A 19,241-nucleotide genomic window follows, 5' to 3' on the forward strand; every position below is an offset into this window, starting at 1 on the left:
TCGTTGATTTTATAGTTGGTAAAACAATGACAAAACGCGATCAGTCTGGGTCTAGACTGCCAGCCAGTGAACACCTTGATTACATTGACGACAAAACAGCCGCACTTTTGCTCTCTACACCAAGAAGCGCAAGAGTTCTGCTGTGGGTGATCGTGCTATTTCTTTCCATCAGTGTCTTTTGGGCGTCATTCGCTGAATTAGACAAGGTCACTGTCGGCCAGGGTAAGGTGATCCCTTCATCTCAACTGCAAGTGGTTCAAAACCTCGAAGGGGGTTTAGTCAAAGAGTTACTGATCCGAGAAGGTGATGTCGTCACCAAAGGGCAACAGCTGCTGTTGATTGATGACACTATGTTCCGCTCAGATTTTCGTGAGCGTGTCCAAGAGTTAACCAGTTTGCGAGGCGATTCAGTGACACTGCGAGCACTGGTTGATTCGGTAGTTGTCGATCCCAATACTGATATTGGCAACTGGCTACAAGCCGTTACCCTTCCCCGGACGCCGCTCGAATTTGATCCAGTTTTTATCGAAGAACACCGCTCAGTGGTGTCTCGTCAACGCGCTGAATACAGAGATAAACTCAATAATTTGCAGAATCAGCTCTCAGTGACGTCTCAACAAATACGACAAAAAGAACAAGAACTGATTGAAGTAAAAGCGCGGGTTCAAAACCTCAAACAAAGCTATAGCTACGCCCGAGAGGAATACAACATAACCAAACCGCTTGCCGATGAAGGGGTCGTTCCTCAAATCGATTTATTAAAACTACAACGACAAGTGAATGACACCAAAAGAGAGCTTTCATCTGCAGAGCTTTCCGTGCCCTCTTTATCATCTTCATTGCAGGAAATGGTATTCAAGCACATTGACGTCGCGTTGAAATTCCGTGGTGAGCAGCAAGATCGCTTGAACGACGTAGAAGACAAGTTACTCGCGATGACCGAAACCCGTGTCACGCTGGCTGACAGAGTGGAACGCACCGTGGTGCTAAGTCCCGTTGATGGCACTATTAAAAAGCTCCACGTCAATACCGTTGGCGGCGTTATTCAACCTGGCATGGATTTAGTGGAAATCGTCCCCAGTGAAGACAACCTTTTGATTGAAGCCAAAATTGCCCCGCAAGATATTGCTTTTCTGCGTCCGGGGTTAGAAGCCATCGTAAAATTCAGTGCTTATGACTTCACGGTATATGGTGGCCTCACTGGCATCCTTGAAACCATCAGTGCAGATACAATTCAGGATGAAGAAGGCAACAGCTTTTATCTGGTAAAAATTCGCACCGAATCAAACAACATCGGAGATGGGAAAGAACTGCCTATCATACCTGGCATGACGGCATCAACAGACATCATTACAGGAAAGCGCAGCGTTCTTGACTACCTACTAAAACCAATATTACAAGCTCAGAAATCAGCACTTCGAGAATAAGCTGATCAGAAAACTGTTGGACTGATATTTCGGTCATTTATAGGGGAATGTGTTTTGAATTGGAAAAAGTTACTTATCGCTTCAGCCATCAGTGCGCTGTGTACACCTGCATGGTCAATGTCTGTCGAACAAGCCGTAGCGACGACCATTGCCACCGATCCGGAATTGAAAAGTGCCTTTAATGACTTTATGAGTAATCGTGAAGACATTGACTCCGCTCAAGGAGAATACTTACCCGATATCAATGTCAATGCGGGTTATGGTTTCGAACACATCGACAACAGCTCCACCCAAGCATCGGGAGAGAAAGACTTCAACCGTAAAGATGCAAATATCAGCCTGACGCAGCTCATTTGGGATAGTAAAACGCTCAATAATATAGAGCGCACAGAGTTTGAAGCTGAAGCGCAGCGCTATCAACTTCTCTCCGATGCCCAAGATAAGTCATTGAGAGTCACCGAAGCCTATGTCGCCGTATTGCTTGCTAAACAACTATTGTCGCTGTCTAAAGCTAACGTCGTAGTGCATGAGAAGATGCTGTCGGATATCGAACGACGTGCAGAATCAGGCATTGGCTCTACCGCCGATCTCTCTCAGGTACAGGCCCGTGTTGCTCGTTCAATTACCAACATGCTGGCGGCGAAAAGTAATCTTGATGACGCACATACTGAATTTTTCCGCCTCGTTGGTGTTTCGTTAGAATCACCCGTCGATCCGGAAGTCGATACCCTATTTATGCCTTCTAGCCAAGCTGAAGCCCTAGAGATTGCGTATGCAACAAATCCGGTGATCAGACTAGCAACCTACGATATCGATGCAGCAAGAGCACAGTACAGACAAAACAAAGGTAACCTTTATCCGACACTCTCCTTTGAAGCTAGCCAAAATTGGAGTAACGACGCCAACGGTGTAGAAGAGGATGTCAATGAATTCAGCGCAATGTTGCGTTTACGTTTTAACATTTACAACGGCGGTAGCGACCTTTCAAATGTTCGTCGCAGCGCTTACCAACTTAACAAGTCCAAAGACGTATTCGACAATGCGTCTCGCCTTTTAGGCGAAAGTACCCGTCTTGCGTGGAGCGCCTATGAGCTTACCGAGCAACAGAAGAAGTATCTAGCACAACATGTTGATGCGGCATCTGAAACCGTGATCGCTTATGAAAAGCAGTTTCGGATTGGCCGAAGAACATTGCTCGATCTGTTGAACACCGAGAACGAACTGTTCGAGGCTCGTCGCTCATACCTAGACGCTCACTACGCATATATCACTGCCAAGTACCGCGTACTCAACAGCACGGGCAGTTTACTCGACGCCCTACGCATTGATGTACCCGAGGAATGGCTTGAACCTGTCATAGATAAAGAAGGTTGATTCATGAAACACGTTTTGCTTTTCAGCAGCATTCTTTTGGCCATCAGCGGTTGCTCTTTATCCGCTGACGCGCCTCCCCTCGCTGAGCAACGTTCAGATTTACTTGATGCCGATAACGATGGCGTCATCAATGCTCGCGACTTATGCGATGACACACCAAACATTGCTGTTATCGACAATGACGGCTGTCCAACATACCTTTTACATGAAAGTGACAATTCGCTAAGAATTCAGTTTGCTAACGACGCTGCAATTGTCGAAACTGCTTACCTAGAAGCGCTGGACAAAATGACGGAATTCCTTAAGCTTTATCCTGAAACCTCTCTTGAACTTCAAGGACATACCAGCTCGATTGGGTCGGATGACTACAATTCAGCTTTATCTGTCCGGCGTGCCGAAGCTGTACAAGCACAACTTATTGAAAGAGGCGTAGACGCCAAACGCATCACCATTCTTGGTCTTGGTGAAGGCGACTTAATGCTCGCTGACAATACGGAAACAACGCAACTCGTTAATCGCCGTGTCGTTGGCCGGGTTAAAGGATTGAAAGGAGATATTAAAGAAGCATGGACCATCTTTACCCGAAGGGAACAATAGTTTTTGAGGTCGCCTAATGCGTAAGCGGGCGACGCTATTTTTATTGTTCCTTCTGCCGTCGATCATGACATTTGCGCTGAGTGACTCCGATTCTCAATGGATCGAGAAAGTGGCAAATTTTTATGGCGATAGAGCTGGAAAACGTGTGACAGCGTGGCGAAATGTTGTTGCTAACTCAGCAAACCTCTCAGAAAAAGAGAAGCTCGCTGCTGTTAACAACTTTTTCAACCAACTCTATTTTGTCAACGATATCGACCTCTGGGGAAAGAAGGACTATTGGGCTACGCCACTCGAGTTTTTGGGTAGCGCGGCGGGTGATTGTGAAGACTTTAGCATCGCTAAATACTTTACATTGAGAGAGCTTGGGATAGATGACAAGAAGCTCAGGCTTGTTTACGTAAAAGCCATTAAGCTCAACCAATTTCACATGGTTGTTGCTTATTACCCCACAGCCTCATCAGAGCCGGTTTTGCTCGATAATATTGATCCTGAAATTAAAATGGCGTCGAAACGACGAGATCTGCTCCCAGTTTACAGTTTCAACGGTAGCAGGCTATGGCTTATGAAAGAACGCGGTAAAGGTGAGCTTGCAGGTAAATCATCACGCTTGGGATTGTGGAACGATCTAAGAGCTCGAATGGGTACTGTAAAGCTGAATAAACCGATAAAAAACTATGATGGATAAACGTCTATGACTTTGTACCGGCAATTGTTTACATGGATGTTGGCAATCTTCTTCCTGCTTATTTTAGCGGTGACGGGCATTGAACTAAACACCACTCGTAACTTCCTGCTGACTCAGCAATCAGCTGAGGTAAACAACACAATCAATTCGATGGGGCTCGCGCTCGCACCGTACCTAGAAGACGACGACAAAGTTGCCACTGAGTCCGTCATTAATGCCTTGTTTGATGGGGGTTTCTATCAAGAAGTTCGCCTCAAAATGCTCTCTGACGGCAGCGAAATTATTCGTAACTATCCAGTGACTGTTGAAGGGGTACCTAATTGGTATATCGCTCTCGACCTCTTCCCCGTGATAACCGAAGAGCGGACATTTACTAGCGGTTGGCTGCAGCTTGCCGAGGTAAAAGTCGTGTCCCACCCTGGCTATGCCTATCGTGAGATGTGGCATTCAACTATCCAGCTTGGTGTATGGATTGGCGCATTGTTTGTCGCAGCGATGCTGATCATTGCTGTCCAGCTCAGTCGTTCATTGCGGCCTCTCGCAACGATCACTGACCGTGCCAAAGAAATTGCTCGCAATAAGTTCGGAGACCCAATACCACTGCCTCCAACCACTGAACTTAGAACCGTAGTGAAAGCCATCAACCAAATGAGTAGTCAGTTGGAAGCCTATTTTGACCAACAGGCAAAAGAAGCGGACAGGCTGCGTGAGCATGCTTATCGAGATACAGTCTCAGGACTAGGCAACCGAAGCTTCTTCGTGGGCCAGTTGAAATCGTGGTTGACGGAATCGGCAGTGGGCGGCTTAGTCATGGCCAAAGTCGATTTAATCAGTGACACCTATCAAAACCAAGGATTTGAGCAAGGTGATATGATCGTGACTCAGTTTTCTAAAAAGCTGAATACGACGATTAGCGATGCAGATGTCACTGCGTCACGCATATCAAAAGACGAATTTGTTATTCTCGCACCCAATTGCAGCAGTGAAGAATTGATGATCATTGGTGAAAGTCTTTTGGCCATCGTCAATGACATGCAACACGACCCAATGGGTATCAGCCCTCCGAAGGTGGCGATAGGTCTTGCGGTAAATAACTCCGTCAACCGCGATCCAAGTGTCCTGCTTGCACAAGCAGATAACGCCCTTACACAAGCGCGAAATTCCCCGAATCATCCAATTTCGATGATAGATCAAACTGCAAACGATTCATCCATGGGTAAACAGCAATGGAAATCCCTGATTTTGGATGCCATCGCACACGAGTGGTTTGTATTCAAATTTCAATCCGCTTCGACAAGCGACCAAAATGTTATCCATCAGGAAGTCTTTTCTGCGATAGAAAAAGGGCAAGATTACTATGGTGCAGCGCACTTCTTGGGGGCCGTCGAGCAATTAGAATTGGGTGAATCATTTGACCGCTATGTTGTGAATCACATGATTGAGCGCCTAATTGATGACCCAGCGCTTGGCCCGATCGCCATCAACTTAACCCAAAACAGTGTCACCAATGCCTCATTTATTCGTTGGATGAGCACGGCGATGCAAAAGCACCGTAATTTGGCGGGTCGCCTGTTTTTTGAAATTCCTGAAAGCGTATTCGTCCGCTTTCCTGATCACGTCAGCTTGCTAACGGAGCAAGCGCATCGCTTCAATTTTGGATTTGGTGTCGATAACTACGGCCGGAATTTCCAGTCACTCGATTACCTTAACAAGTTCAAGCCTTCTTACGTGAAGATAGACTTTGCCTATACCAGCAATCTTGACGATGAAGCACAAAGCCATGTACTAGCATCAATTTGCAGGACTGCGCATAACTTGAACATAACCACCATTGCAACTCGTGTGGAAACAGAAGCGCAGCTCAACAAGCTTTCAGAGCTGTTTGTTAGCGGTTTCCAAGGCTTCATCTTCGAGAAGAAAGTAGAGAATCATGGTTAAAGACCCGCTCTTGCAATCTTTGGTTTACGTCAGCCGTTACTTCGGTCAGTCCAACTCGCCTGATGCCTTAGTTTCAGGCTTGCCGATTTCAGATGGTTATTTGTCGCCATTTTTGTTTCCGCGTGCGGCAGAGCGCGCTGGAATCGATGCCAAAGAAACAAGAATGGAACTTGCCGATTTATCATCACTTCTTTGCCCTTGCGTTTTATTGCTCAAAGGCAACGAAGCTTGCGTGTTACTCGGCATTGACCAAAAAAAAGGGGAAGCCGAAATTGTCGCCCCTCATACTGAAACCACATCTAATGTCGTCCAAATTTCAGATCTTGAGGAAGAATACCTTGGCCGAGTATTCTTACTCAAAAAGCGATTTAGATATGATGAACGCTCTCCTGAAATATTAAAAGAACGCACTGGGCACTGGTTTTGGAGTACGCTTTGGGAATCAAAATCGATATACAGAGACGTTCTTATCGCGTCGGTTTTCATTAACACCTTTGCCATTGCGACACCGCTTTTCTCTCGTATCGTCTATGACAAAATTGTCCCTAATCTCGCATTTGAATCCCTCTGGGTTTTAGCCAGCGGTGTGTTCGTCATATTTATCTTCGATTTAGTACTCAAGATGCTACGTAGTTACTTCATCGATATCTCTGGTAAGAAATCGGATCTGCTCATTTCTGCGCGCATTTTCCAAAAAGTGATGGGGATTCGCATGGAGGCGCGTCCGCCTTCCGTTGGTGCATTTGCCCGACACATGCAAGAGTTTGAATCGATACGGGATTTCTTCACCTCAGCGTCCGTGTCGGCATTAATCGACCTACCCTTTGCATTCTTCTTTTTGTTTATTATATGGATAGTGGCAGGACCATTGGTTGCTGTACCCATATTCGCAGTACTGGTGTTGATGGTGCATGCCATGATCATTCAAAAACCACTGCGTCATACCATTGAAGAAGGGTCTCGCCTTTCGTCTCAAAAAAACGCAAATTTGATTGAGAGCCTTGCTGGCCTCGAAACCATCAAATTGTTCGGTGCTGAAAGCCAGTTTCAATACCGCTGGGAGGAAGCGGTTGCACACATGGCTAACTGGGGCATCAAAACCCGAAGACTGACAGACTCCATACAGAATGCGGCAGGCTTTATTCAACAGTTTGTCAGCGTTGCCATGATTGTTTTTGGTGTATATCTGATTGCCAATGGTGACCTCACCATGGGTGGTTTGATTGCGGCGACTATGCTGAGCTCACGCGCTGTAGGTCCATTGGTTCAGCTGTCCTTGCTATCAACCCGTTACAACCAAGCAAGATCCGCAATGGCGATCATCAGTCAGTTGATGGAAATGCCCTCAGAGCAAGAAGAAGGAAAACGTTATATTCACCGTCCGATTATCAGAGGCAAGATTGAATTTGATCGTGTAAATTTCAATTATCCCAATTCAGAGGTTGCTGCACTGCGGGATATCTCAATAAGCATATTACCTGGTGAGAAAGTCGCAATCATCGGTCGTATCGGCTCAGGTAAGACAACGCTAAGCCGCTTGTTAATGGGTCTGTATCTTCCCACAGAGGGTTCTGTAAGGATAGATGACACAGACATCAGCCAAATCCACAATATCGACATACGACGCAATATAGGCTGTGTTCCTCAAGACCCAGTTCTGTTCTTTGGTTCCATTCGCGACAACATCACCCTTGGACGCCCGTTAGCTGATGACAGAGACATTTTGGATGCAGCCAATCGTGCCGGTGTGACCACCTTTACTCAACGGGATCCCGCTGGCTTAGAACGTCAGGTTGGTGAAGGCGGCAATCAATTGTCTGGCGGCCAGCGTCAAGCTATCGCGTTAGCAAGAGCAATGCTCGGTCGGCCACCTGTATTAATGATGGATGAACCCACTAGTGCGATGGATAACCGTTCAGAACAATACATCAAACAGCAATTGGGCTCGTTACGTAGAGACGAAACGTTAATTATCAATACACACAAAACAGGTATGCTCGATATCGTTGACCGTATTATCGTTATTGAACAAGGTAGCATTGTGGCAGATGGCTCCAAGACCGCCGTTCTTCAAGCACTCAAAGAAGGCAAAGTTCAGAAAACGGGATAACGCTATTCCTTTAAAAGACACGCGATCAAAAAAAGCACCTTTCGGTGCTTTTTTTATCTCTATTACAAATTCATTTACTGTTTACAGTGTAAATGACGGTATAAGAAGATTTTCTATAGCGGTTCGAGTTTGATTTCTTTTCCGTTAGTCACCATCTTGCAAGCACCATATTCATTGGTTAGATCAATAGAGGTATCGCCAATTTGGCAATGTGCGCCAGGGAAACTGTTTTTAAACACCTCAATAGAGTAACGGCGATAGAGTGTGTTTAACTCTGACGCACTGCTATCCATGAGTGCTTTGATTTCAGCGATGCGTTCAAAGTGATGAGTTTTAGTCCAAGAGAGACGCTCAATCAATTCATCCGGTCTTTTGTGTGCTGGCTGCTGAAGTAACTTCATTTCAGCGTCTTTCACTTTCATCAACTGCTCATGTTCATGATCGAGCTCTTTTGACAGGTTAAGTGTTCCCTGCATGAGTTCTCCCAATCCTGTAAAAGCATGAATGTAGGTATGGACACCGGAAGCTGCGCCTAACGTAACGACTTGTACACCGCCCAACGCCACGTGCTTGCCGCCTGTCAATGTTCCCGTGCGCTTCATCTGATCACAAATGATAAGGTTGCCCTCGGTGATCGTGGTGCAATGCATCGCATGCTGACTAATGGTGATATCTTCTTTGGCTTCAATTTTTGTGTACTGAGCAAATTTCGCTACAACTGACCCTTTTGCCTTAATAACGGTTGTGATTTCTTGGTCTGACTGTACTTGCCTTCCCAGAATGCCATTGTGAATGACAATGTCACCACCCGCTTCAAGTATCGCCGATTCTACAACACCCCCCACAGTGATAGAGCCAGTGGCTTGAACTTTCATTCCTGAGTTAACGTCGCCATTGATAACAACGCTACCTTCAAAATCGACGTGACCTGTTGCAACCGTTACCGACTTCATGCAAAGCGCGTTGTCCACTTCTACACCATCAGGATGCAATATTGGCATTCCGGTGGTATCAGAAACAATCACATTTTCATCATTTGGGCTGTAATTACTACCAGGGTAGAGCTTAAGGGGGATGTTTTTACCTGGCGTTGTAGCCAAAATTTCTCCCGTGACACGGAACCCTTCAATACCTTTGGTTGAAGGAATACGCTTCGCAAGAGGTTGACCTTCTTGTACCGTGACCATCTTACCGAGATCACGCATATCAACAGTGCCATCCTCGCGCTGCTGCGGACGCAGTACGCGAGCTTTACTGTCCTGCACGAGGTAAGCAAGCTTCGAATCCTCGCCTGGCGTTGGCCATTTACCTGCTGCAATGGGGACTTCTAAGAATTCGCCTGGTTTGAGGCGTGATGACGCTGTCAGCAACTTCTGCAGCGTTTGTTTTTTGACACCGCGAACGATCTGCTCTTTCTTCAGAGAAGTCAGCAAATCATTCCCTTTAATTGGGTTACCACCGCAGGCACCACTAACACGCAAAAAAGCTGTCATTTTCTGATCGTCAAAGCGCGCACTCACCGTCGCATCGCGACGCTCAGCCACAACGACATCATCAGGCTCCCCTTTCCATTCCTCATTAGACGCATTCATCTTATCGAGAACAGAATCTATTGTTTCGTCAAAACGAAAAAAGCTGGCCACACTATTCTCTTTGAGCCAGTCAACAATATGTTTCTTCTCTATGCGGGGCGCATCTTCCTCTGCCTTTGGCACTACGGTCATATATACCCTGCGACCATCATTCGATAGCCGCAAAAGCTGCTGCAGCATGTAATCCCCTAAATTAGAACATTAAAAATACGAACTAACATCACATTCCCATTGTACCAAGATGAAACACCTAGAAAGAATCACCTCTAAGGGCAAGTTAGAATCAGATCGCATTAAAAAGATAACAGACAACTCGTTTAAGATACGCATGTCATATAAATGAATTATAGAGAGTTTTAGTCATTGTGGTGCAACAGAATACGCATTAATCGCCGCAATTCAGACATAAAAAAAGCACACTCTTCAAGTGTGCCATTTAAATCAGTAAGTTACTTATTATTAACGACTTCGTTTTATTGCTAAGGTGACAAGGTATGATGGGTCTCATCCGATAACCACTCATCTAAACTAAACCCGTAACGGTATTTTCCATCTTCATGACTTTTACGATAAACGAGACTGCCTTTCAGTTGCGGCTCATCGGCGACTTTGAGAAAACATACCGCATCTAAATCAATGTCATGATCTGCGACCAAGCCTAAACCACTTCGGCTAACGTCTCGAATGATGACACGATGTCCAAACTCACTTTCTTCATGCTCGATATCTATATGATGTGGGGCGACATGCAAGCGCGCATGAATACCGCCATTTCCCAACTCAACACGTTCTTGGAATCGCTTGCATTCACTTTCACCGCCAGACTTTTCTATTAATACATCACACAGTTTTTCATATTCTTTTGTCATACTGGCCTCTACCCTGCTACCCAACAAGTCGTATAGTAGCAATCTTGTAGTATATTCGCGTTTCGTTACACCGTTTGTATTGAAAGCTAGACGTATCTGTTCTTAAAATCATCCCCCCTAATTTCAGCTTTACAGTGTAAATCGCTTAGCGATTCATATTTTCCAATACACGCTTTCTTCGGATCGATTGACGCTTGGCAATGTACTCTTCAAACAAGGTAACGTCGCTAGTGATAATCTGATCTTTGGACAGACCTACTGTTTTTATCATCTCTGCCACGCTAGACAGCTGGCCAACGTTGTTAGCAAAATGGGCATCAGAACCAGTTGTTACCCAAGCGCCATATTCTTTTGCTAACGCAGCGATAATTAGACAATTTGGTTCGCTGCCCTTTCGAGAACCATTCAATGACGAATTATTTAATTCAATCGCGACACCCGAATTGGCGGCTTCTCGGACCACAGCCTCAGCATCAATGGGATAAGACGGATTTCCCGAATGCGCAATCGCATCAACACGCTCTGTTTTTATCGCATTAATGATAGCTTGAGTATGGGATTTCAAATCTGTAGCGCGGAACACCGCCTCATGCAAACTGGCATTTACCCACTCTAGTTCGCCATAGACATAGATTGGCATGTCGAGCTCACCATCAACATTAAGAATGTTAGCTTCAACGCCACGTAACAGTCGCACACCACTTAACGTATCTGGTAACACGCGTTGATTGACAAAGTGCCAATGATGCGGGGCGCCGGGCATTTTGCTCGCATGGTCGGTGACACACATATAGAGCAAACCTGCCTCAGCCGCAGCCTGCGCATTTTCTATCACCGTACTATAAGCGTGTCCACTTGCCAGCGTATGTGTGTGGGTGTCGGCGATAAATTTCATTCGATTTCCTTTTCGTTAGTTGGTAGTTGTGTTGCAACCCAATGACGAATGGACGCTTCAGTGTCTTTCCGTCCTTGGTAGCCGAAAACTTCAGCCACTTCTTTCCAGGAGCGACGTTGTAAGACACGCATAATGAGTGCGCAACATTGCATTTGATCAGTTTCGGGGTCATCTCGAGTAGCCAACCAATGAACAAACCACACCCACAGACTCCCAGTGACGAGATCATAACCTAGTGCACCATTGGCAAAAAGGGCAACCTGCTTGAGCATCTGCTCACTGGGCGGCTTAATATCTATCGAAGAAAACAAAAGTTGTGCGACAAGCGTAGGTTCAATAGTGGAAAACTGCTCGTTAAGTTGGTGCGGGAAATTCGTGCTGAACAAAGAGTGCAGGTCCCCAATCCATTCAAGCGAACAAGCCAATGGTTTAATCAATTGCAGCGAGTATGTGCCACTGGCAGCATCCCTCTGCACACCCAAGCGAGCAGGCAGATACCCCATTGACGACCAAAACTGCCAAAGTTCACTATTCGCCCCAAAACTGGTGCCAACAATAGTAATGTCACTTCTTTTTGCAATCTGCTCTACTGAAGCAATTAGCGCGTGTCCGATCCCTTGCTGACGGCAGGAAGGAAGCACAGCGACGCGGGTAATACGAAGCAGTGAATCGGTAAGAGCATCGAGTGTTCCCGTATGTGTCGCCAGACTTTGCGCCAAAAGATGGCCACGAAGACGGCGCTTACCGCTCACAACCTCTTTTGCCAACGCTTCATCAAAGCCGCCTTCTCGTTGCGCTAATGCCACACCAACTGCAACATCTCCTCGGAATGCGACCAACACAGATTGGTTCTCACCATCCAGTAATTGAACCAGGTCATTCGGTGATGTTTGGTAATGCGCACTCACTAACAATGAAAACACTTGCTTCAACAGCCCTTCATCAGCAGAGAGTTCACTGTTAGAGATTTCGCGAATGACTACGTCAGTAATCACAAGAGGCAAATACGGCTCGGCATCGAAAAGAAAAGTAGCAAATAACCACGCTTCAAGCGGATCATTTTCCGCCCAACGCACTGGTGCTTTGAGCCTGATTTCTTTCCATCCTTTCGCTTTGGCATCCAGCATCGATCTAAAACGGGTACTGAACGCCCGCCCTGTTCCCTCGTAGCCGTGTTCTGTCGACGAAAATACAATTCGGCTATAACATTTGAGTATTTGTCCAAGCATCGGTAAGGGAATAGCAGCCGCTTCGTCAATCATCAATAGATCGCATTCTGGCGTTTCTTGAAGTAGAGCGTCTGGCGCAACAAACAGCAGCTCACTGCCATTTTCAGCTACATAGCCATATTTGTTTTTGCGTAGCAGCGGAGTATTTTGCAATGAAGATTGACGCGCTGCGTGTTGAAACAAAGTATCGACGTTAGCCACAGACGGAGAGGTCACCACGATGCGTTTTTTACTGCAATGCATGATAGAGGCAGCCGCCATCCCCATTGTAGAGGACTTACCTCGTCCCCTATCAGCAACCAAAAGCGCGGGACGACGCCGATGTCCTGACAACACACGTTCGATTGCATCAATTGCCTTAACCTGATCAGGCGTTGTGACGGTGTCCAATCGCGGTAAGATCTCTCGAGTGTCTGAGAGAGTTAACGTAGGCATAGAGATAAAGCCAGATTGGCAGATCGTCGCTGCATTTGCATGAGAAGCAAATGACAGAAAGCGATCGCGGAAAAGTGATTCATTTTTTTGTGGTTCATCACCATCACCCACAAGAAACAGGAGTAGTTCCCCACCTTTGATGCAACCACTAATCGCGCATATCTTTTCGACATCAATGTGCTGGCGAACATCAAGCGCGAGCGTGTGGGTTTCTTGCCCTAATAGTTGCTTAGCTTGTCGCCAAAAAAGGCGATCAGGAAAATCCCAATCATCGCTAACCAAAGTGATATTTGGCAACGCGTTAAGCAACAAAGACAAAAAATCTTGGTCGCCACTTACAAAGACAGGAATGCGCACGTAATCGCGTTGAGCCATTGCATGTAGGGAAAGTAGAGTAGAGATAGGATCAGAAGCCACAGTGTCGCCATTCATCATCGATAACGGTTTCATGATACCGGAACACTGCTGGATTCAAAAAAAAACGTGCCAAAAGGCACGTTTTTGTCAAAACGTATAAGACGTTACGCGAGTCGAGATTGAATAAAGTCGAGTATCGCCGAAGCGTCTTCTTCACTCATCTTTTTGAGATTAATGGCCAGAGAATCACCTTTACGGCGGTAACTCGCTCGGCCTTTGACGAGCTCTGTAGATGGCGCTTCTGGCTTAGCGGCTTTAGGCTTCAATGCATCAGACCATTGTTCCAGAATCAGCGTCACTTCGCGCGTAATACGACTAACACCTGCTGCATCGACAGTCTGCCAAACAGGCGACTCAGCAAGTTTCGCTAGGAACGCTGCTTGTTCTTCATCTGTTAGCGAGAAAAACAGACGGTGAAGTTTCACAATGGTTGGTCGACCTAGCTCACCAACACTCGGGTAGGCCTGCAAAAGCGGAAGAGGCAATGCCGCCGCTTTCAATGCACCACTCACCAAAGCCTCACTACATTGACAGACCTTAGCGAGTTCTTTTTGATCCAGCACTTCGCCTCGGTCAAGCATGGTTTGCATTTCTTTACCACGCTCGAAAAGAGACAACGGTTTATGTGCATTCGCAACATCAGACAAGAACTTCGCATGCTTGCTGTTGATGCCTTTGGCGACATAAACAAGAAAATCTTGGTTCGCCAAAATACAAGACATACGACGGCGGCTACCGTCGAGGACTTCAATCTTGTTACCTTCAAGCCAGCGACCAACAGCAGGGTATTGCTGCCCACGATCTTTCAGCGTCACCAAAATGTCTGACAGGGCAAGTTCGTTCAAAAACGATTGTTCGCGTGCATTTTCTGCAAACACTGATGTACGTGATACCACGTCAGCCGATGCAACACGCACCAATTCAAATTCTACGGTCGCTTCACCCGCCACAGACAATTCAATAACAGTCGCTTTTTCTGACGCTGCTTTTTGAGCTTCTTGCGCAGTGGTTGCGCGTCGCTTGTCAGCCTTGCCAAACAAACGAGCATTTAGTTCAGAGGTTTTAATGGCCATTTAATCACTCCTGATTGCGTTGCGACCAGTGACTGTGAAGCACACGCTCAAGCTCCAGTCCTGCACGATGAACCGCTTCTTGCGCGGTAGACAGCGTTTTTTTACCACCTTCAAAATCTTGTGAAGTTAGATCAAACACCGTGCTGTAGGTGTCTGCACAGGTTTCAAATGCACGGCTACGCGGAATCGTTGCCATCATCACTTGATCACCCAACAGATAATTCATTTCTGTTAATACCGATACCTGTTTCTTATTGTCGTCTTCAAACATGGTTGGTACCAGTCGAACAAACTCCAATCCAGGCCAGTCTTCTGGGAACATCTCGTAAACGGTCGGCAAATGCTGGAAGAAATTCACTGTCGATGCCCAGTCAAGGCGCTTCGCGGCGCAAGGAATAAGCAATGCATTTGAAGCATACATTGCATTCCATACTAGAGGATCAATGTGTGGTCCGGTATCTACCATGATCACATCAAATTCATCTGCAATCTTATCAATCACTTTTTCTTGCAGGAGTCTGACAATGTCCAAAGAACCATTGGTTGCTAGATTTTGCCAAGCTTCTGCATTGAACATGGCATCTTCAGGAAAAGCAGCGATCGTTTTCAAGTTCGGGTACTGTGTCGATAACAGTACGTTCTTCATCATGAACTCTTTATCGGCTTCTTGTGGTGTGTTCTCCAACATGACATCGACAGCAGAATAGATACCCTCCTGCTCTGTCACGCTGATCTGCGGATTAAGGAAAAGACGTAGCGACCCCTGTGGGTCAAGGTCAATCAAGCAAATACGGTATCGCTTTTCCAGATTCAACGCCAGACACGCTGCCAAATGCACCGCACTCATTGATTTACCGGTGCCGCCTTTTTGGTTCTGAATATTGATCACCCAAGGCTTGTGGTTTGCACCTTTACCTTGATAGAAAGCCGGCATCTTTGCCGATTCCATGATCTGGTGTGCTTCATCTAAAGTAATAGAATAATGATTGGCGTTGTTCTTGGTAAACTGATGCCCCGCCTCTTCCATTCGAGTGATCGCTTCATCAAGTTTACGACGCGTCAATCCTGATCGAGTTTCCATTAAGGCTTTTGACATTGGAGGGAACAATTGGTCGTGACGCTCTTCCATCACGATTTCAATTCTGTCCGCCTGCACTTGCTTAGTTTGTTCTGCAATCGACTGCAGGTTTTCTATCGTCTTTTCCCTATTCATTTTTCTTTTCGCCATAAAAGAGAATTGAAATAAAGTGTACAGCAAATTACAGCACTTACAATAAAAAGCTGAACGGGCTGCTAAATAATTAAGATCATGGTCACTCTATGGAAAATCAATGAAAAACTGCGCAAAAAAATGTGACTAATCAACGGTAGAATATTCGCACTTTAAAAGTGTTACGGCGTCACCTTTTTACATTGTAAACCATTAGCTAAAACGGCTAGTACAAAACATCTTCCGGAACGGTGTAAAAGGGTGGCTAGATTACGGCAAGCGCATTTTGAATATCAAAGTCTGTAATTTCATCCATAAATATTCTAAAAACGCTGCGCCTCATGCCAAAAATCATCCGAAACCCGTTATCTTGATCATCTTTTCGGAACGATGATCAAGATAGAGAACAATACATGCCATTTTAGGGATGAATGACATCGGTATCCTTGATCATCATTCCAGTGCCATAATCACGGTGAAGGAACGATGATCAAGGTGTGTTTAAGGGCAACAAAACAACATATTTACGTGTCGATGGATCTTTGCTTCACGAAAAAATGATCAAGTAAAAGTGAAGTGATAGATCATGTTAATGAACGCTCGGAACGATGGTGGGTAGCGTCTAAATTACGGCTGATGCCTTTTCAACACTGAATCGAACGTAAAATCAGGCACTAAACACACTCGTCTTGAGTATTATAGCCTTGATAGCATGATTCAATTGAAATACAGGCTACTCAGCTTGATCATTGTTTCGGGCGTCGGACACATATGCATGGCTGACTAAAATACGCTTGTTGCCATTTCAATTCCGATATTGAACATACTAAAGAGAGGATATATCGATCAGGAAAGCAGAGTAGGGGTCGGAAAGCATGATAAAACGACTCAAAAGCGCACATTCATGATCATCTTTCCGGATGTATTTTGATGAAGATTCATGACGAATACTTCAAACGACGTCTTTATACACACATTTGATAAAAACGTCTGTGGATAAGCTGTGACAATACCATGATCATTCTTTTGCTCTATTGATGATCACGTTTTCGATATCACGATGATCATCGTTTCATGTCATTAATGATCATGCTTTCAAGTAAGTAATGATCATTGTTCCGGCTTACCCATGATCATCGTTACGATCTGTTGATATTTTTTACCTTTATATATCAACGAATTACAGAGAAATTCTCACCCTGATCATAAGATCATATAATCAATAAGATCAGTATTAATCAATAAGATCAGTTAAAAAGCCTCTTCAAAAAAAGATCTTTCTTTCTTGTTTTTTTTCTATTAATCTTTTCGGAAAGATGGCTTAATTACGGTCATCTGTATTCTGATAACGAATTGGCTTAACAAGGAGCTGTGGCGAAATGGCCTCAAGTCCCCCGGAAAAAATACTGATCACAGCGCCACGATCCCACAAAGATGGGCACCTTTTTCAAGTTCATGGCCAATTGATTGATTGGTTACCGCAGTATGAACATTTCAAAGGCGTGACGAAAAGCATTCTTGAGCTGCTGAACTTAATTTCATTGCGAGGGTTCGCATCAAAAGATGGGTACGTATCAACCACAGAATTGATTGAAGCCACAGATGGTCACCTTACACGTGCTGCTATTCAACAGCGTTTACGTGCTGCGGTACAAATTGGATTATTTACCCAGCAAGGCGTTCGTTTCGAGGAAGGTCTCGCAGGAAAAACCATGCTGCATCGCTTTGTTAATCCAAGCCAATTGATTTCGGTACTGGGAGCGTCGGGACTTCAGTCAGAAAGAACCAAAGTCATGGAGAAGCAAAAACGCTCCAAAGCCTTGGCTCAAAACCATGTAAACAAACAACTGTTGAGCGAGCATGGTTTAGGCACGCCGCCGTTGATGCCTGATGAGAAAGATCAAATCCTAATATCACCCACCAGCTGGGCAGGTATTATTGATCAAGCGTTGGCACCACCTCGGACCAAGAAAAGCTATCAAAAATCGATGGTTGCGATCAGTGGTAGTAAGGCGATCATTGAAACTCGATCCTCGAAGTCGATCATGACCGTTGACGATCTGATGACGTTGTTTGCGTTATTTACGCTGACTGTTCAATATCATGATCATCATTTGCCAAGTTATGAACTGCAAACACAGAAGGTGGGTAATAAAACCCCTGTATACATCACTGATATTCTCTCGCTACGCGGTAAGAAAGACAGTGGCCCTGCACGGGATTCAATTCGCGAAAGCATTGATCGCATTGAATTTACAGACTTCCAATTGCACGAACTCACTGGTCGATGGTTGAGTGAAAACATGCCAGAAGGCTTCAAAAGTGATCGTTTCCGATTTATTGCTCGAACGATCACGGCCTCAGAAGAAGCGCCGCGTGAAGGTGAAGATGGCGAAATTCGTATCAAACCGAACCTGTACATTTTGGTGTGGGAGCCTTCATTTTTTGAAGAGCTAATGACTCGCGACTACTTCTTCTTGTTCCCACCAGAGATCTTACGTCAACATACTTTGGTATTTCAGCTCTATAGCCTCTTCAGAAGCCGTATGTCGCGTCGACTGGAAGATTCTATGTCCCTGAGTGACCTTAACCAGAAAATCGCTAGAAACATCGAATGGCGACGTTTTTCGAGTGATCTGATCCGAGAGCTTCGGAAAATGGCAAAAAAGGAAACGCAAACGGAAGATGTGTTTGCGCTTAACTTGTATGGCTATCATCTGACCGTGTCTCGTATGGATGATGATAAGAAGCATTCGGATTTTAGGATCGACATCAAGTGCAATGTGGATGAAGTGATCCGTTATTCACGTGCGAAAACGTACAACGAAGGTAAACGATCACTTGCGCCTACCATGCCCAACCCCCTTCGTAATGAGATCTTGCCGAAGCAAGACCTTGATCAGCTTTCCGGGATCATTGATGGTGAATTTGAACCGATCCAACGTAAGGAAAAGCGAGGAGGCCGTTTAGGTCGTCGTGTTAAACAGCGTAAACATTTGGTTGAGATCAATGCTGATGAGTTAACCATTACCTTGTCAAAATACACCTCAGCGGAAGCGCTCCAGCGGAGTATCACTGCTTTGTCTGCCATGACAGGTCACCCTGCCACCACGATTGCTGAAGAGTGCCAGGCCTTTATGGAGAAGCTCGATTGGCTGCGTGTTGATGGCGAAATCATGCCTTATGCAACTTTAAGTCGTACGATAGAGTTCTACAACGAGCAACAGGATGTTAAACACCTGTCCATTGAACGCCTTATCTCGGGTCTTGCTGTTCGACGTAAAGTCTGTCGCCAAGTTTATGACGGTCATTTAGACAGCGCCGTACTGAGTGTTTTAGATGAGGTAGCAGCAGGTGGTTAACAAAACTCACGATTTTTTGACACAACGC

13 protein-coding genes are annotated in these 19,241 nt (G+C 45.5%); 7 read left to right on the forward strand and 6 right to left on the reverse strand.

Annotated elements, in window-relative coordinates:
• Positions 1-26: 26 nt before the first annotated feature.
• From A1OO_RS11195 to A1OO_RS11220, 6 genes are read left to right on the forward strand one after another with little or no spacing between them, the layout of a single operon-like run.
• The gene (locus A1OO_RS11195) at positions 27-1,427 is read left to right on the forward strand and encodes an HlyD family type I secretion periplasmic adaptor subunit (protein WP_017003068.1); all 1,401 of its coding nucleotides are present in this window, start codon (positions 27-29) and stop codon (positions 1,425-1,427) included.
• A gap of 54 nt (positions 1,428-1,481) precedes the next feature.
• Positions 1,482-2,801 carry a TolC family outer membrane protein gene (locus A1OO_RS11200; protein WP_017003069.1) on the forward strand — a complete coding sequence of 440 codons (1,320 nt, stop codon included), beginning with the start codon at positions 1,482-1,484 and terminating at the stop codon, positions 2,799-2,801.
• A 3-nt stretch (positions 2,802-2,804) separates the two neighbouring features.
• A complete protein-coding gene (locus A1OO_RS11205) occupies positions 2,805-3,398 on the forward strand; it encodes an OmpA family protein (protein WP_017003070.1) in 594 nt (197 codons plus the stop codon).
• Between the two features lie 16 nt (positions 3,399-3,414).
• A complete protein-coding gene (locus tag A1OO_RS11210; RefSeq protein ID WP_017003071.1) occupies positions 3,415-4,083 on the forward strand; it encodes a transglutaminase-like cysteine peptidase in 669 nt (222 codons plus the stop codon).
• Between the two features lie 6 nt (positions 4,084-4,089).
• Positions 4,090-6,021 (forward strand): bifunctional diguanylate cyclase/phosphodiesterase, encoded by a 1,932-nt coding sequence (locus A1OO_RS11215; protein ID WP_016959918.1) that lies wholly within the window; start codon positions 4,090-4,092, stop codon positions 6,019-6,021.
• Entirely contained in the window at positions 6,014-8,131 is a 2,118-nt protein-coding gene (locus A1OO_RS11220; RefSeq protein ID WP_016959919.1) for a type I secretion system permease/ATPase, read from the forward strand. Before A1OO_RS11215 ends, A1OO_RS11220 begins: the two co-directional genes overlap by 8 nt.
• Positions 8,132-8,244: 113 nt before the next feature.
• Here A1OO_RS11220 and A1OO_RS11225 read toward each other — a convergent pair whose 3' ends face one another.
• The 6 genes from A1OO_RS11225 to A1OO_RS11250 all read right to left on the reverse strand — a co-directional run bounded on the left by A1OO_RS11225 (position 8,245) and on the right by A1OO_RS11250 (position 15,854).
• Positions 8,245-9,903 (reverse strand): DUF342 domain-containing protein, encoded by a 1,659-nt coding sequence (locus tag A1OO_RS11225; protein ID WP_017003072.1) that lies wholly within the window; start codon positions 9,901-9,903, stop codon positions 8,245-8,247.
• A 299-nt stretch (positions 9,904-10,202) separates the two neighbouring features.
• Complete coding sequence (locus A1OO_RS11230) at positions 10,203-10,592, reverse strand: PilZ domain-containing protein (protein ID WP_016959921.1); 390 nt, start codon at positions 10,590-10,592, stop codon at positions 10,203-10,205.
• 145 nt (positions 10,593-10,737) lie between these two features.
• On the reverse strand, positions 10,738-11,487 hold the full coding sequence (locus A1OO_RS11235; RefSeq protein WP_016959922.1) for a phosphatase: 750 nt from the start codon (positions 11,485-11,487) through the stop codon (positions 10,738-10,740).
• The gene (locus A1OO_RS11240) at positions 11,484-13,601 is read right to left on the reverse strand and encodes a tRNA(Met) cytidine acetyltransferase TmcA (RefSeq protein WP_241819096.1); all 2,118 of its coding nucleotides are present in this window, start codon (positions 13,599-13,601) and stop codon (positions 11,484-11,486) included. Before A1OO_RS11240 ends, A1OO_RS11235 begins: the two co-directional genes overlap by 4 nt.
• Positions 13,602-13,672: 71 nt before the next feature.
• Complete coding sequence (locus A1OO_RS11245) at positions 13,673-14,641, reverse strand: ParB/RepB/Spo0J family partition protein (protein WP_016959924.1); 969 nt, start codon at positions 14,639-14,641, stop codon at positions 13,673-13,675.
• Between the two features lie 4 nt (positions 14,642-14,645).
• Positions 14,646-15,854: an AAA family ATPase gene (locus A1OO_RS11250; protein ID WP_016959925.1), complete on the reverse strand. Its 1,209-nt coding sequence runs from the start codon at positions 15,852-15,854 to the stop codon at positions 14,646-14,648.
• A gap of 1,376 nt (positions 15,855-17,230) precedes the next feature.
• Here A1OO_RS11250 and A1OO_RS11255 point away from each other — a divergent pair.
• Positions 17,231-19,213, forward strand: coding sequence for a replication initiator protein RctB domain-containing protein (locus A1OO_RS11255; protein WP_016959926.1), 1,983 nt, complete (start codon positions 17,231-17,233; stop codon positions 19,211-19,213).
• Positions 19,214-19,241: the final 28 nt, after the last annotated feature.

It is taken from the genome of Enterovibrio norvegicus FF-33 (genome assembly GCF_000286835.2).
Taxonomy (GTDB): domain Bacteria; phylum Pseudomonadota; class Gammaproteobacteria; order Enterobacterales; family Vibrionaceae; genus Enterovibrio; species Enterovibrio norvegicus_A.

What these genes read in the sequence shown, in the direction of transcription:
- A1OO_RS11195 (WP_017003068.1), top strand. Translation starts at nt 27, where the DNA reads ATGACAAAACGCGATCAGTCTGGGTCTAGACTGCCAGCCAGTGAACAC.
- A1OO_RS11205 (WP_017003070.1), top strand. Translation starts at nt 2,805, where the DNA reads ATGAAACACGTTTTGCTTTTCAGCAGCATTCTTTTGGCCATCAGCGGT.
- A1OO_RS11210 (WP_017003071.1), top strand. Translation starts at nt 3,415, where the DNA reads ATGCGTAAGCGGGCGACGCTATTTTTATTGTTCCTTCTGCCGTCGATC.
- A1OO_RS11215 (WP_016959918.1), top strand. Translation starts at nt 4,090, where the DNA reads ATGACTTTGTACCGGCAATTGTTTACATGGATGTTGGCAATCTTCTTC.
- A1OO_RS11220 (WP_016959919.1), top strand. Translation starts at nt 6,014, where the DNA reads ATGGTTAAAGACCCGCTCTTGCAATCTTTGGTTTACGTCAGCCGTTAC.
- A1OO_RS11225 (WP_017003072.1), bottom strand. Translation starts at nt 9,903, where the DNA reads ATGCTGCAGCAGCTTTTGCGGCTATCGAATGATGGTCGCAGGGTATAT.
- A1OO_RS11230 (WP_016959921.1), bottom strand. Translation starts at nt 10,592, where the DNA reads ATGACAAAAGAATATGAAAAACTGTGTGATGTATTAATAGAAAAGTCT.
- A1OO_RS11235 (WP_016959922.1), bottom strand. Translation starts at nt 11,487, where the DNA reads ATGAAATTTATCGCCGACACCCACACACATACGCTGGCAAGTGGACAC.
- A1OO_RS11240 (WP_241819096.1), bottom strand. Translation starts at nt 13,601, where the DNA reads ATGAAACCGTTATCGATGATGAATGGCGACACTGTGGCTTCTGATCCT.
- A1OO_RS11245 (WP_016959924.1), bottom strand. Translation starts at nt 14,641, where the DNA reads ATGGCCATTAAAACCTCTGAACTAAATGCTCGTTTGTTTGGCAAGGCT.
- A1OO_RS11250 (WP_016959925.1), bottom strand. Translation starts at nt 15,854, where the DNA reads ATGAATAGGGAAAAGACGATAGAAAACCTGCAGTCGATTGCAGAACAA.
- A1OO_RS11255 (WP_016959926.1), top strand. Translation starts at nt 17,231, where the DNA reads ATGGCCTCAAGTCCCCCGGAAAAAATACTGATCACAGCGCCACGATCC.